This window comes from Novosphingobium taihuense, assembly GCF_007830315.1.
GTDB lineage: Bacteria > Pseudomonadota > Alphaproteobacteria > Sphingomonadales > Sphingomonadaceae > Novosphingobium > Novosphingobium taihuense.
Genome location: NZ_VLKJ01000005.1, coordinates 233,825 through 248,014 on the forward strand (window position 1 = coordinate 233,825; position 14,190 = coordinate 248,014).

Annotated in this window: 11 protein-coding genes; 4 read left to right on the top strand and 7 right to left on the bottom strand. The window is 63.5% G+C overall.

All coding sequences use genetic code 11. From position 1 onward, the window contains the following. Positions 1-53 precede the first annotated feature (53 nt). Positions 54-911 carry a DUF1838 family protein gene (locus IQ25_RS12345; protein ID WP_144906223.1) on the top strand — a complete coding sequence of 286 codons (858 nt, stop codon included), beginning with the start codon at positions 54-56 and terminating at the stop codon, positions 909-911. Between the two features lie 51 nt (positions 912-962). On the opposite strand, the gene IQ25_RS12350 is transcribed toward IQ25_RS12345, so the two are convergent. The 6 genes from IQ25_RS12350 to IQ25_RS12375 all read right to left on the bottom strand — a co-directional run bounded on the left by IQ25_RS12350 (position 963) and on the right by IQ25_RS12375 (position 8,997). Then, positions 963-1,886: a sugar phosphate isomerase/epimerase family protein gene (locus tag IQ25_RS12350; RefSeq protein WP_144906225.1), complete on the bottom strand. Its 924-nt coding sequence runs from the start codon at positions 1,884-1,886 to the stop codon at positions 963-965. A 17-nt stretch (positions 1,887-1,903) separates the two neighbouring features. After that, on the bottom strand, positions 1,904-2,854 hold the full coding sequence (locus IQ25_RS12355; protein ID WP_144906227.1) for a sugar phosphate isomerase/epimerase family protein: 951 nt from the start codon (positions 2,852-2,854) through the stop codon (positions 1,904-1,906). 277 nt (positions 2,855-3,131) lie between these two features. Further along, complete coding sequence (locus IQ25_RS12360; RefSeq protein WP_144906229.1) at positions 3,132-4,406, bottom strand: MFS transporter; 1,275 nt, start codon at positions 4,404-4,406, stop codon at positions 3,132-3,134. Positions 4,407-4,453: 47 nt separating this feature from the next. Further along, positions 4,454-5,470, bottom strand: coding sequence for a phosphotransferase enzyme family protein (locus tag IQ25_RS12365; protein ID WP_144906231.1), 1,017 nt, complete (start codon positions 5,468-5,470; stop codon positions 4,454-4,456). Continuing rightward, positions 5,445-6,293, bottom strand: a complete 849-nt coding sequence (locus tag IQ25_RS12370; RefSeq protein WP_144906233.1) for an alpha/beta fold hydrolase — start codon at positions 6,291-6,293, stop codon at positions 5,445-5,447. Before IQ25_RS12370 ends, IQ25_RS12365 begins: the two co-directional genes overlap by 26 nt. Positions 6,294-6,432: 139 nt before the next feature. Next, complete coding sequence (locus IQ25_RS12375; protein ID WP_144906235.1) at positions 6,433-8,997, bottom strand: TonB-dependent receptor; 2,565 nt, start codon at positions 8,995-8,997, stop codon at positions 6,433-6,435. 319 nt (positions 8,998-9,316) lie between these two features. On the opposite strand from IQ25_RS12375, the gene IQ25_RS12380 reads away from it, so the two are divergent. Genes IQ25_RS12380 through IQ25_RS12390 form a run of 3 tightly spaced genes read left to right on the top strand, consistent with a single transcriptional unit; the run spans position 9,317 to position 12,559 of the window. Further along, the gene (locus IQ25_RS12380; RefSeq protein ID WP_158637742.1) at positions 9,317-10,687 is read left to right on the top strand and encodes an MFS transporter; all 1,371 of its coding nucleotides are present in this window, start codon (positions 9,317-9,319) and stop codon (positions 10,685-10,687) included. Beyond that, the gene (locus IQ25_RS12385) at positions 10,680-11,705 is read left to right on the top strand and encodes a Gfo/Idh/MocA family protein (RefSeq protein WP_144906239.1); all 1,026 of its coding nucleotides are present in this window, start codon (positions 10,680-10,682) and stop codon (positions 11,703-11,705) included. Before IQ25_RS12380 ends, IQ25_RS12385 begins: the two co-directional genes overlap by 8 nt. Next, the gene (locus tag IQ25_RS12390) at positions 11,702-12,559 is read left to right on the top strand and encodes a formylglycine-generating enzyme family protein (protein WP_144906241.1); all 858 of its coding nucleotides are present in this window, start codon (positions 11,702-11,704) and stop codon (positions 12,557-12,559) included. Before IQ25_RS12385 ends, IQ25_RS12390 begins: the two co-directional genes overlap by 4 nt. Here the strand turns inward: IQ25_RS12390 and IQ25_RS12395 are convergent. Further along, a complete protein-coding gene (locus IQ25_RS12395; RefSeq protein WP_144906243.1) occupies positions 12,556-14,106 on the bottom strand; it encodes a carboxylesterase/lipase family protein in 1,551 nt (516 codons plus the stop codon). The two genes, IQ25_RS12390 and IQ25_RS12395, sit on opposite strands and share 4 nt — an antisense overlap. Between the last annotated feature and the right edge of the window lie 84 nt (positions 14,107-14,190).

The following is a 14,190-nucleotide window of genomic DNA, read 5'->3' on the forward strand; positions in this document are numbered from 1 at the left end:
CATGGCAGTGCGCCACACCCTTCCATCGACACCAGACCCAGCATGAGGACCATATGATCGATCGCCGCAATCTCATGACCGGCCTTTCCGTTACCGGAGCGATGATCGCCTCGGGTCTGCCTGCCATGGCCAAGGGTGCGAAGGCGGGCGGGAAGCTGGACGTGACCAGCGCCGAGGGGCGTCTGCGCGCCTTCATCATGATGCGCGGCGCGCTGGACGAGGGACTGATCACCAGCTGGGTTTCGGCGCGGTATTATGGCGTGGTGGAAGATCGGATGGACCCGCTGTTCGCGGTCGTCTCGGCGGTATGGTCACGGTTCCGGCAAGTGGCCGACGGGTACGAGGCGGTGAGTTTCGAACTCGCCTGGTTTACGGATCCCGTTACCGGCAAGGCCTTGGATACTTGGGACAATCCCTATATCGGAAAGAGCTGCAAGGTGCCGACCGGCGGCATGCAGCCTTCGAAAATCCGCTTCGGCAAGGATCTTTCGTTCCATATCGCGCGCGAAATTCCGGGGCTGCAGATGGAGCATGACGTGCTGCCGTTCGACGTGCGCGGCGATGATGTGTGGGTGACCGAACGTTCGCGCACGGCGATGACTTTCCCCGGCGCGCCCAGGGCGTTCCGCTATTCGGAAAGCAACACGTTCCATGCCAAGCGACACGACCTGATCCGCCCCGGTGCCACGAGGGTGACGAGCGAGGTGAGTTTTACCAATGTCTGTTCATGGCGCCCATGGATGGAAATGGGCGACCGTCCCGGCCACCTGACCGCCACCGGCATCGGCCGCCAGAACGCCACCCCGAATTCATTGCCTCCCGCCTTTGTCGAAGCGACCATGGCGCGGCGGCCCGAGATACTGAAGAACCCCGGCGCGATCCTGCAGCCACTGTGGGATGCCAAGCGCTGAGCCACAGATGGGAAAAGGGGCTGACCGCGCGGCCAGCCCCCGCGTCCAGCCTCAATCGTAGATCGGGCGCAGTTCGTTATCGAGGTAGTACCGGGTCATCGCCATTGAGGCGAGAAGATCGGGCGAACCGTCATACTCGATCGACATCCAGCCCTTGAACCCGTGCTCCTTGAGCGCGTGGTAAAGGCCCTTGAGATCGAGGTTGCCCATGCCCGGCTCCCAGAACCAGCGCGTGCCGTCGTCGGTGATTTCCGGGTCTTGCGAATAGCGCAGGCTGTCGGGCTGGGCGGACGATGCGGTGTCCTTCAGGTGGAACGTGCTGATCCGGTCGTGATAGTCGTTGTAGAAGGTCACCAAGTCCTCGCCCATGATCGAGATCTGGGCGGTGTCGATGCAATAATGTACCAGCTTCGGATCAGTGGATTCGATCAGTTCGCGGTGGTTGGGCAGGTTGATCGCGCAGAAGAATTCGTTGTGCAGGCCGATCTTCACGCCCTTGTCGGTGGCATAGCGGCCGATCTCGTTCATCACCTTGGCGCACTGCTGCACTTCCTCGCGGCTCAATGGGCCGCAGCCGAAGTAGTTCTGCGTGGGGCAGGTGTTCATGTAAGTGCCGCCGAAGCGCACGATGGTGTCCACCGCCTCGCGGCCTGACTGCACGGCTTCATCGAAGTGGCCGGCATCGTGCGAGGCGTGGGCGCCATGGAACATGCCGATCACTTCGACGCCGCGATCCTTGGCAAAGGCGGTGAAGTTTTCGGGCGAACCAAACAGCGGCAGGATGTCGGCCATGTCCCACGGCGCGATCTCGATGCCGTTGAAGCCGAGCGCCGACTGGTACTTCAGGATGTTGTCCCAGTCAGAGTAGTAGGCGCTGTTGGTCTTGTCCTCGTAGTAGAAGTCGCGGAAGTTATCGATCTTCTTGAATGGGATCGACTTCCAGTGGCTCATGTTGGCGTATTGGATGTTGGGCATTTCGGAAGGCTCCGGAATCAAAGCTGGTTAAGCATGGCGCGCGTGCGCAGCAGGGCGCGGAACGGATCACGCGTCTGGCGGGCGCTGCATGTGACGGGGCCTGAATAGCCCAGCCTATCGAGCGTTGCGGCGATCGCGGCGAAATCGACCGAGCCGGTGCCGGGATCGCGGAACACCTGCGTGGCCTGGGGCTGCGGATGCTCGGGGTTCGGCGTCTTCCAGACATCTGCGCTGTCGGCAAAGCTGGTGTCGGTAAGGTGGACGCAGCCGATCCGGGCGATGTTGGCGGTGATGAACTGGACCGGGTCGATCCCGGCGACGGTAAGGCTGGCGGTATCGACATCAAGGCCGACGCTTTCCCGCAGGCGCGCGAGCAGCGGCAGCACCCGTTCACCGCCGAACAGGCTCCAGTATTCGTTGCGCAGGACGAGCTTGACGCCAAGCTCTTCGGCCTTGGTCGCAAGGCCGCTCAACAGTTCAACCGTGCGATCGGTGAACATGTCGATCTGCGCGTCGATATCGGGGTGATACTGCCTGATGCGCCCGTAGTAGGGCGAGGGGCTGATCGCGAAGTAGTCCGCGCCAAGGTCTGCCGCATGGGCCAGCGCTTCACCGGCGAAGTGTCCCGATGCGCCGAAGTAGAAGTGGATGTTGTCGTTGCGCATGAACAGGTTGGGATCGAAGGTCACGCCGCTGACGCGCTCGATCCCGCTCCTCGACAGCACTTCGCGGTACTGGGCGGCGCTGGTGTATTTGGTGTTGATGCAATAGCGGTTCATCGGCACGCCACTGCGCCCGCCGAACTGCCACACCGGCTCATAGGGGATCTCGATCGAGGAGAACCCTGCCGTGGCGATCAGCGGGTAGAGTTCCTCCCAGAAGTATTTGCTTTCGAACCGGTTGCGGTTCGGCTCCTGATAGTGGCGATTGATAAGGTCGAGGCTTATCGCGAAGTCTTTGGGATTCATGGGTCAACCTTCTGGCGTGCTTCTGGCGTTCCTGGGCCGCAGTCGCGGCAGCGGCGTTCGTGCAGAAACGGGAAGCGGGGGGCCGAGGGCGAGGCGCAGCCGTCCATGCCAGCAAATACGCTGACGCATGATGCCATCAAAGATGCTGACCTTGACGCCGCAGACACAGGATCCGTTTCCCATTCCACGGCCCCGACGCGCACGCGCGCTCGTTTGCCTGGCGAAGTTCGTCTTCGCTACTTTATGGAATCATCATTCGCATATTGGCGCGGGGAGATCAACCGGTGCGGCTGTGGAATGCAGCGTGTGTGCTTTTACCCGCAATGGCATAGAGCAGGCTTGATATCAGCACACAGGGGATCGCGACCAGTGCGATGGACCAGCCCACCATGGCAGGGTTGCCAAACAGCCGTTCGGTGATCGTAGCGACGAGGAGGGGGCCCAGCGTTGCGCCGAGCAGGGTGTTGAGCACCAGCGTCAACGAGATGGCGCTGCCGCGCATGTTGGCCGGGACCAGCGTCTGCAAGGTGGCGAACATGACCGTGCCGACGCAGGCGAAGACCGCATTGGACGAGGCTACGAGGACGGCTGCCAGGCGCGGATCGGGGGCCAGCACGGCGAGTGCCGAAGGGATCGCGCATAACGGGGCGAGGGTGAGGATGGTAAAGCGGGCACCGGTTCTGCCGCGTTGCATGGCGCGATCGAGCAGGTAGCCGCCGAGCAACGGGCCGGTCGCTGAAAAGGCCATCGCGAAGGGGCCGAGCCATGTGCCGAGGAAGGCCGGGCTGACGCCATAGCCGCGCAGGAGCAGGGTTGGCGTCCATGCGCCCGCTCCATAGGCGGCGGTGAAGCAGATCGCGAAAGCCAGGTAGAGCGGCACGGTGAGCCCGCGATTGGCCCATAGCCATTGCAGTTCGGCCTTGCCCGCCACGCCCTTGGCCGAAGCTGGAATGGATGCGCCCTTGCGTTCGGGTTCGCGGGTGAGGAGCGCCATCGCCGCGGCGACGCCGATGCCGCCTGCACCGAACAGGACGAAAGCGACGCGCCACGGGGCCAGCGCCTCGAGCAATGGCAGCCCTGTGAAGGCACCTTGCGCAGCGTGGGTCAGGACTAGGCCGGTGAGCACAATGGCAAGGCCGTTCGCAAGGCCCTGTCCCATCATGTAGAGGCTGATCGGACGGCCCCGCCGCTCTGGCGGGAACAGGTCCGCGATCAACGAGATGGCGCACGGACCGAGCGCGGCTTCGCCAAGGCCGACCATCAGCCGCGCGGCGAAGAGCGAGCCGAACCCCTGGGCAAGGCCGCTGGCGATGGTGGCAAGGCTCCACAACCCGATGCCGGTGGCGACGAGATGCTTGCGCGAGACGCGGTCTGCCAGCAGGCCCATCGGCATGCCCATGATCGCGTAGAACAGGCCGAATGCGAGCCCCTGCAGCAGGGCGACCTGTTCATCGCCGATGCCGATGTCCTGCCGCACCGGATCGACGACGATGGCGAGCACGCCACGGTCGATCACCGAGAACACGCCCGCAAGGAACAGCAAGGTGACCATCCCCCACGCATGCGCAGGGGATGGCCAACGGGTCTGATCGGGCGCGCTCACAGGAGGCCTGCGGTGCGGGCTCGGGTCTTGATGTAATCGCCCAGCCAATCGAGATTGCGGAAGCGCAGCGTGCCGCGCCCGACGGCGGTGGAGCTGTGCGCCATTCCGGCGACAAGCCGCAGGGCCTTTGCCATGAGGAACAGCTCGCCCGCCTCGACCTCTTCCGGGGTAAAGGGGCGCACCGACTGGTAGCCGTCCTCGAACGCAGTGCCATTGGCCGGGTCGAAGCCGTAGAACAGGTTGCCCCAGACGAAGTTCTTCACGTCCTGCATCAGGAAGTCTTCACCGGCTGCATCGAAATCGAGCAGGGTGATCGCGCCATCGTCTGCCACGTGGACGTTGGAGGGGTGGAAATCACGGTGGCATACGCCGAGCGGGACTTTGCCCGAGGCGGCAAGCTCGTCGAGCCGCTTGTCGAGGTTGGCGGCAATGATCGGGTAGTCGTGCAGGTCGTCTGGCCGGTCATAGACGAAGTCGACCAGCGCGGGCATGCAGATGTTGTAGTCCTTCGCCGTTTTGGTGGTGAAGCGGTGGTCAGATCCCGCCCATTCGTAACCGGCAAGGTGCATGCGGGCGAAGGCCGCGCCGATGCGGTGGGCGGTTTCGGTGGAGAGGCGCTCACCGAATTTTACGCCGGGTGCCCAGTCGTACATGGCAACAGCCCGGACGCCTTCGGGGGTATCGGCCCTGAAGTACAGGGCGCCATCGTGCTGCGGCACGGCGACCGAGGCGGGGAAGCTGCGGCTGCGCAGGAAATCGAGAAAGCCCAGCTCATAGGCGACGTCATCGGGATCGCGGTACGTCTTGCGCCAGACGCGCAGGGCGTACTTCGCGATCTCGTCCTGCACGAGATAGACATCGTTCATCCCGCGATAGAGCAGGAAGCAAGTGACATCGCCGCTGACAGGATAGCGGGCGCGGACCTGTGCCGCGATCCAGTCCGGGTGGAGGACGGAGTGGGACACCTGCGCGGTCGGCAGGTGGGTTTCAGTCGAGAAAAGAGCGTATTTCATGGGCCAGTATCTCCGGCGCGATATCGAATATGTCGCGGTCGAGATCGGGCAATTCCCGCACGACCGCATCGGACAGGAGCTGCGCGGCCTCGAGCGAGACGGCGCGCAGATCCTCGGCGGGTTGCAGGACCAGGACCGGGCAGGGGACGAGAGACAGGCGGGCAAAATCCCACCCCCACACGCCCTTGTATGCCCATGAGAAGCGATCGAGTACGCCGGCCTTGTCGGCAAAGTTCAGCACGGCCTTGGCCAGCGGCACCTGTTTGTCACGCGAGGTGACGACATAGGTCCACAGGCGCTGGAGCAGGTCAATGATGACCTTTCCTTCCTCATCCGGGGCGGGGAATTCCTCGGCCTGGGCCAGCTTTGCCGCGCGGGTTGGCGCATCGTACATCGGGATGCCGGTCATCACCGTCTTGCGCACCGTCTCTGGGCGCAGGATGGCGAGTTCCGCTGCAAGCAGGGCGCCGGTGTGGAAGCCGTAGAGATCGACGGTTTCCAGCCCGAGCGCATCCAGAGCATCGCTGAACGCCGCCGCATAACCTGCCATGCCCGCCGGTGCAGGGGGCGCATCCGACATGCCGTATCCCGGCGTATCGAAGGCATAGACCCTGTGGGTGGTGGCGAGGTGGGCGATCAGCTGTTCGTACTCGAAGCTTGAGGACGGGTTCTGGTGCAGCAGGACGATGGCAGGCTTGCCCGAGAGGATCGTCTCATCATCAGGTCCTGCGGTGCGGAAATGCATGTGGCCGAACCGGCAGGCAGTATAGCCGCGCCTGATGAAGCGCGGGTTCGGCGGTTTCGAGGCGGGACCTTGCATCATCGCTGATGAGGATGCCTGCCTTGTGCGTGGCAGCGCAGCCCATCCGCGTTTTGTCCGCAGGGCGGAGAGCGCACAGCAAAAGGGGCGGCGCAGATGATGCGCCGCCCCTGATGAAAGCCGGGCCGGATGGCCGGGATGATCAGAACTTGTAGTGTCCGCGAATGCCGAAGGTGCGAAGTTCAGGCAGACCTACGTTGAGATAGCCGAACGCTGCGCTCGACAGGGCAAACGAGGGTTCGAGGAAGTTGTTCTGCGCGACCGAGGTATAGTTCTTGTCGTTGAACAGGTTGGTGACGAAGCCTTCCAGCCCGAAATCCCCCTTGGTGAAGCCGATGCGGGCATTCACCTGCGTGCGGCCCTTGATCCAGGTGAGGTTCGCCGGATCGACGAACTGGCGTGACTTGTAGGAGAAGTCGGCGCGCATGAACCACGTGCTGTCATCGCCAAGATTGCCGGTGTACTGCGCGCCGAGGTTTGCCGAGTACTTCGAGGTCAGCGGCAACTGGTTGCCCTTGAAGCCATCGCCGGTCACGCCGGTGAGGCGCGTGATCGCGGGGTCGGCGAAGGAGCGGATCGCACTGTCGTTGATCGCGCCCGAGGCGTTGATGGTGAGGCCGTCGACCGGTTCGGCATTGATGTCGAGCTCGAAGCCGCGCACCTGCGTCTTGCCGGTGTTGGCCACGCCGCTGACGATCGAGGGCACGGCGTTGGGAACGGTGGTATCGAGGAAGATGACCGAACGGTTGTTGTGCTGGTCCGTCCAGTCCGCGACATAGGCGGCTGCAGTCACATAGAGCCGGCCGTCGAGGAACTTGCCCTTCAGACCCACTTCGTAGTTGGTAAGCTTTTCAGGCTTCACGATTACGCCAAGACCGATGCCCTGTGCCGCAGCGAATTCACCCGGCGAGCCCGACAGGAACTGCGTGTTGAATGAGCTGAGCGAGACGTTTGCGGCCTTCGACCACGAGGCATAGACCATCACGTCGGGCGTCACGTCATAGTTGACGATGACGCGCGGCATGAAATTGTCGAACGTCTTGGCGAAGAAGGTAGAGAGCGGGGCAAACGTGCCCGAGGGCAGGCCATAGGTGCTGGCTGCAGCCGCACCGATGGTCAGCGGGCGACCGCCGACGGCAGCATAGACCTTGTCACGCTGCCATCGACCTTCTGCACTGATGTTCAGCGCCTCGGTCACGTCATAGCTGACGCTGCCAAAGATGCCCCAGGTTTCTGCGCGGGCGGGCGGTGTGAGCGTGCCTGCCGAGCGCGTGCCGTTGAACTGCTCTTCGTTGAAGACGCTCAGCAGGGCGCCGTTCGATTTCGTATCGAGGTAGCTGCCACCGAGCATCGCCTTCAACGCACCGCCCTTGTCGTAGGACACGCGCATTTCCTGCGAGAAGTCCTTGTTGCGGCGCTCCACAAGGAACGGGAAGGTCCAGTAGGTGCGCAGGCCGTTGGTCGGGGTAGCAACCGGGTTACGCAGTGCCGAACTGTCGTAGTTGTCGAGATCGGCGAGCTGCGAATAGACCTCGTTGTTGTAGCCCGTGAGGGAAGACAGGGTCAGGCCGGTGTCGCCCAGCTCGTAGTCGACGTTGAGGTGGAGGTGGTAATACTGGCGGACGAGGCCGTAACCGCGAGCGCCCTTCTTCGGATCGATGATGCGCAGATCGGTGCGATCAAGAATGCGCGCGAGCAGCGCATCCTCAAGCGTGTTCTGTGCCGGGCTGAAGCCAGCGGGCAAGGCCGGAGCCGCGCCGCAGATGAACGGATTGGCGCCGTTGAGCGTGCAGTTGGCAAGGCCTGGCACGATCACCGTGCCGTTGGTGTTGCCACTGCGGAACGGTATGTTGACGCTGCCGTTGTTGGCGCGGATTTCGTAGGCCGAGAGCATGCCCTGTGCCGAGGGGCCATCATCATCCTCGGAATACATGCCCATCGCCTTGATCGTCAGCTGCGAAGACGGTGTCAACTCGAGCTGCAAGGTTCCGGTGTGGGTCTGCTGGTCGCCCAGGGTCTGGTTCCGATTGGCAGCGTTGCGATAGGAGCCATCCTTCGAGAAGGCACGGCCGGTGATGCGGAAGCTCAACAGATCGCGCACAATCGGGCCTTCGAGTGCGGCAGACACGTCGAAGTTGCTGCGAGTGCCGCCCATGGCCGAGATCGAACCGCCAAAATCCTTACCCGGCGACTTGGTGACAACGTTGATGGCGCCGGCAAATGCATTTCGGCCGAAATAGGCGTTCTGCGGCCCCTTCAGCAGTTCGATGCGGGCAGGATCGATCACCGCATTGAGCGCGGTGGACGATGCGACGGGCACACCATCGATGAAGCTGGCGGTAAGCGTCGAGGTGGTTGTCGACGGGGTCATGCCGCGTAGCGAGATCTGCTGGAACGAGCGGTCATTGCGGCCCGAGTTTACGTTCGAGACGTTGATGCCGGGCGTGTTGAGAACGACGTCGTTGACCGAGGTGATACCGCGCTTCTCGATGTCCTGACTGCTCAGGGCGGAGATGGCGATCGGCGTTTCCAGCAGGCTTTCCTCACGCTTGCGCGCGGTGACCGTGATCACGCTGAGGCCACCATCCTCTTCGGCGGCCTGCGGCTCGGATTCTGCGGCGAAGGTGACCTGCGGCAAGGCGATCGCCGTGCTGGCAAGTGCAATGGACATTACGGTCAGCGAAGGCGACTTCAAGTAACGCTTCATATTTCCCCCTGTCCGGCAAAGATATGATTCATTGCCGCGTGAATTCGTACCGGAAAGTCCCGGTTTTTCCCTGTAGTGAAGCAGTATAGATGCCGAACGACTATATTGAGCCGCGACGATGGCAGGCTGCTTTCGGATACGCAGGCTTCATCCTATCAAGCCCATTCACAACGCCGAGCGTAGCGAATATCCGCCAATCGGAGACTCCGCCTTACGATTGCCGGTGGCGGGAAAGGCACGGCAGGCTCCGTCTGACCAAGGGCATTGTCACGCGGAAGCCCCTTCCGATGCAGGCCTTGCGGATGGGGAGTTCGGCATAATGCTGCTTGCGAATCAATCGGATGGTGCGTCAGGACTTGGCCGGGCGACGAAGGCCGGGTTTGCCTTGGGGCAAGTGGCGGGACAGCTGTTTCGCGATGCGCCGTCGCTGTTGCTTCTTTTTTACCTGACGAATGTGATGGGCATCGCGCCCGCCATCGCCGGGGCGGCGATTTTCGTGCCGAAGGTGGTGTTCGGCGTAATCTTCGACTTGTGGATCGGAGTCGCATCCGACCGCATGGCCGCGCGCTTTCCCCGGCGCCAGTGGCTGCTGGTTGGCGGCATTGCCGCGCCATTTGCCATGCTCGGGCCCTTTGCCGTGCCCGAGGCGGCAATGATGGTGCAGGTAGCGTGGGTCTTTGTCACGTTCAGCGCGTACATGGCAGTCTATTCGACGTTTTCGGTGCCGTATCTTGCGCAGTTTGCCGAAATGTCGTCCGACCCGGTGGAACGTACCGAACTGATGGGGTGGAAGCACGGGTTCACCGGTCTGGGTGTGCTTCTCTCGTCCTCGTTCGCACCGATGCTGGTCAACCGGCTGGGCATGGACCGGCAGGGGCATCTGATCACGATGGTCGTCCTCGGACTGATCGCGATGACCTGCCTGCTGGTTGCGTGGCGCTTTGCGGCGCGGATCCGCGAGCCCGGAGGCGCGGCAAAGGCCTTTGCCATACGTGACCTGCCGCGTGCCTTTGCCGACAGGCGCTTTGCCGTGCTGTGCCTTTCAGCGGTGGTGATGACGGTGGGGGCCGGGATCTCCTATGCCGGGTTTCCCTTCTTCGTGAAGTACGCGATGGCACGGCCCGAGCCCTTGCACGACATCGGCGTGATGTCGGCAATCATGGCGGTGGCGGTCATGGCGGGATCGCCGCTGTGGGTGATGGTGGCCAAACGCATAGGCAAGAAGCAGACATACGTGATCGCGGCGAGCGGGCACGGTCTGGTTACGCTGCTGTGGGGGCAGATGGCGCACGTGCCGATGCCAGTTGCGTGGGCGTTGGCAGCTATCATGGCTGCGTGCAACGCGGGATGGGGGACCATTGTGCTATCGCTGCTTTCGGACTGCATTGCACATGCACGCGACGAACACGGCGAGAATCGGGCGGGCACCTATTCCGCGATCTGGTCGGTGATCGAGAAAGCCGGGATCGCACTGGGCGGGACGCTGGTGGTTGGCGCTATCCTCTCGGCATGGGGATTCGATGCGGCTGCGGCGCGGGCCGGGGTGGCACAATCTGCCGAAGCGATTGCGGGGACGGTCATGGCCTATTCGGTGGTGCCGGGCGTGACCAAGCTGATCGCTGCGCTGATCATCTGGCGCTTCGTGCATGAAAAGCCGCAAACAGAAGAAGGAACATTGGCCCATGCGTGAGCCGGTGGGGCTGCTGCTGGTCGGCTGCGGACGGATTTCGGGCGCGCATGTTGCGGCGCTGGCCGGACAGGAGAAGCAGATCAGGCTTGTCGGCGTGGTTGATTCCGACGCCGAAACGGCGGGGCGGATGGCGGCATTTCATGGCGTGGCCGGCTTTGTCGATCTGGCCGAGGGGCTTGCGGCTCCGGGGGTCGACGCGGTGTTGATCGCCAGTCCCAATTCGCTTCATGCCGCGCAGGCGGCGATGGCGCTGGCGGCAGGAAAGCACGTGCTGGTGGAAAAGCCGCTGGCCGAGACGGGAGCACAAGCGCGCGAACTGGCCGCGACGGCAGAGCGGCGGGGGCTGGTGCTGGCGGCGGGGCATACCTACCGGCACAATGCTGCGGTCTCCAAGCTAGTCGACATGATGCCACAGTGGGGGCGCCTGCGCGCGGTGGAGGTTTCGTCCTGCGTGTTCTGGGATGGGCCCCAGGCGCCATGGTGGGCGACGCGCCAGCCGGAGGAAGGGCTGATCATCTCGCTGTTTGCGCCGCATTCGCTGGACTTCGTGCAGCTGGTCATGGGTGCCGACGATCCGTTGCGGGTGCAGGTTGAGGCGGCGCGGTGGCAGCCCGGCTGGCAGGGCGAGGACGAGGCGATGATCCTCCTCGGCTATCCGGGGCGCCGGATGGCAAGCGTGCACATTTCCTACAACCAAGCCAGCGTGTTCGATCGCAAGGTTCTGCATTTTGCAGGAGGGGTGGCCGAGATCGAGGATGGCGAGGTGCTGAAGTGGAACGGGGAGGTTCTGGTTGCGCCGCCGGAGGGTGTTCTGGCAAATCCGCGAGCGATGGGCGGGCGCAAGCTAGGCCACTTTTTTGCGCAACAATTGCTTGGATTTGCAGCTGCCGTGCGTGGCGAGGAGCATCGCTTGCCGACAGGACATGATGCGGCGCGATTGATCGATCTGATCGACCGGGTGAAGGCGGCGGCGCGCCGCACGTGCGCAGACGCCATCGATCCGGATTTCGCCGCATGAGCGTGCTGTTGCTGCTGGCAGCCGCCGCTGCCGAGGCCCTGCCTGCCAATGGCTATGTGCCGCCAAAGGTGGCTGCACCGCCGCCGCGCTTTCCGCCTGTGGTGGCGGGCGCGGCTTTTACAGACTGCAGGGATTGCCCGGAGATGGTGGTCATCGCGCCAGGCACATTCGTGATGGGATCGAGCGCGCAGGAGCGCAAGGCGCTGGGCGTGCTGGCGATGTTCGACAGGATGGAGGAGCCGCGTCACCGCGTGACGATCGGCTATCGCTTTGCGGTAGCGCGCTATTCCGTGACGTTCGACGAATGGGATGCCTGCGTGGCCGATGGCGGGTGCAATGGCTATCGGCCCGATGATGCCGGTTGGGGTCGCGGACGCAGGCCGGTGATCAACGTGAACTTCGCCGATGCGCAGGGCTATGTCGCGTGGCTTTCGAAGCGGACGGGTCAGCGGTATCGGCTGCTGTCCGAGGCCGAGTGGGAATATGCCGGGCGGGGCGGCACCGAAACGTGGTATCCGTTCGGCAATTTTATCGACGCGACGAAGGCCAACTACGGCAATCACCACGATCGGACGACCCCGGTGGGCTCATATCCGCCCAACGGGTTCGGACTGCACGACATGACGGCGAACGTGGCGCAGTGGGTGCAGGATTGTCACCACGATGACTACGTGGGAGCGCCGACAGACGGTTCTGCCTGGCTCAGCGGGCCGTGCACCTTGCGCAACGTGCGCGGCGGCGGGTGGAGCCTTTCAGGCTGGAGCGTGCGGGTGGCGCAACGGATCGGCGATCCGCCGGGTGCGCGCAACGATCACCTGGGCTTTCGCGTGGCCCGCGACATGCCGCAGGATTAGGGCCGTGAGTTTGCGAAGGCCTCGATCAGATCAAGTTTGTTCTTGAAGGGATCGAAGCTGGCCGTGGCGGAGGCGTCCATGGTGTGCTGGAGCAGGGCTTCGTCCTTGCGGTCATAGGCAGGCCATGCAGGCAATCCCTTGCCGTTGGGGTTCCCTGATCTCACAAAATTCACCAAATAGGCATGTGCGAGCCAAGCTGCCCTGCGGTCCTGATCGGTGGTCGCAGCACCATAGCGCGCTTCGACCGTGTTGAAGAAATAGGGAATGTCGGTTGCGTGCGGTGCTCCGGCTTGCCACTCGCCACGTTTGCCTTGCGCGACATAGCCGAAGCGATAGACGAAGGCTTGCTTGCCCGCGCCAACGACATGGCGAGCGACGAAGCGCGCAGGTTCGGCCATGTATTGATCGCCGGTGAGGCGGCGCGACAAGTCACGGAACTCGGCGGCACCATCAGGGTCGTAAGCTCGGCGCAAAGCGGGCCCTTGCGCGCCAAAGCTGGCGAAGAGGGCGTCCTTGTCCTGCGCGAACGAAATGCCGCCGTCGGCGCTGGTCATGCCGATCATCACCGGCACGGGCGCGATCTTGCCTTGGTCCATCAGCATGTCGCTCGGTGCCGTGATGACCGATCCTTCGGCAACGAGGCCGCCGACATAAGTGGCGGGATTGGCAAAGCGGTCGGCAAAGAGGTTGGTGCCTTGAACCGTCGCGGCAGGAAGCGCACGAATGGCGGCAAGGCCCGCTGCGCCCCTGTCGGTCACGCCCTGCCTTGCGGCGAAATCCACGCCAACCTGCTCTCCTTTCTCCATCGTCGCCGTCGGCAGCAGCGAGCGTCCGCCGCCTGACATCGAGATGGCGCCGCGAAACAGGCCGCGTGCCGAGGGCATGGTAAGGAGGTTGACGACGGCCGTGCCGCCTGCGCTTTCGCCCATGATCGTGACCTTGGCGGGATCGCCCCCGAACGCGGCGATGTTGGCCTTGACCCACTTTAGGGCCGCAACCTGGTCCTCCATCGCGAAGTTGCCCACAGGCTTGCCTGCCTCTGCGGTGAGTGCAGGGTGGGAGAAGAAGCCGAAACGCCCCAGACGATAGTTGAAGCTGACGAAGACCACGCCGGCCCTTGCAAAGGCTGAGCCATCGTAGATCGCAGGCGACGTGCCGCCGGTGATGAACGCACCGCCGTAGATCCAGACGAGGACAGGCAGTCTGGCACCCTTTTGCGCGGAAGCGGGCTTCCAGACGTTCAGATAGAGGCAGTCCTCGGCTGGTGTCGTGCGCAAGGGCGCTTCATCGAACGGGAATGGGGTCTGCATGCAATCGTGACCAAAGGCGCTGGCATTGCGCACGCCCTGCCAGGGTGCGGCGGGTTGCGGGGAACGCCAGCGGCGCTCACCCACCGGTGGTGCGGCGTAAGGTATGCCACGGAACACATCGACGGCGCCTTCGTGCGTGCCGGCAACCTTGCCAGTGGCGATGCTGGCTTCTGGCGCCCTGGCGGCGAGTGCTGTCGGCAGGAGGCTGGCGGCAGCAAGGAGCAGGAGCGTGCGCATCGGAAAACGTCTTTCGTTGAAGTGAAATGAAAAGGGCCGGACGCGATTGCAACGCCCGGCCCCTTTCGGTGACAGTCAGACCGT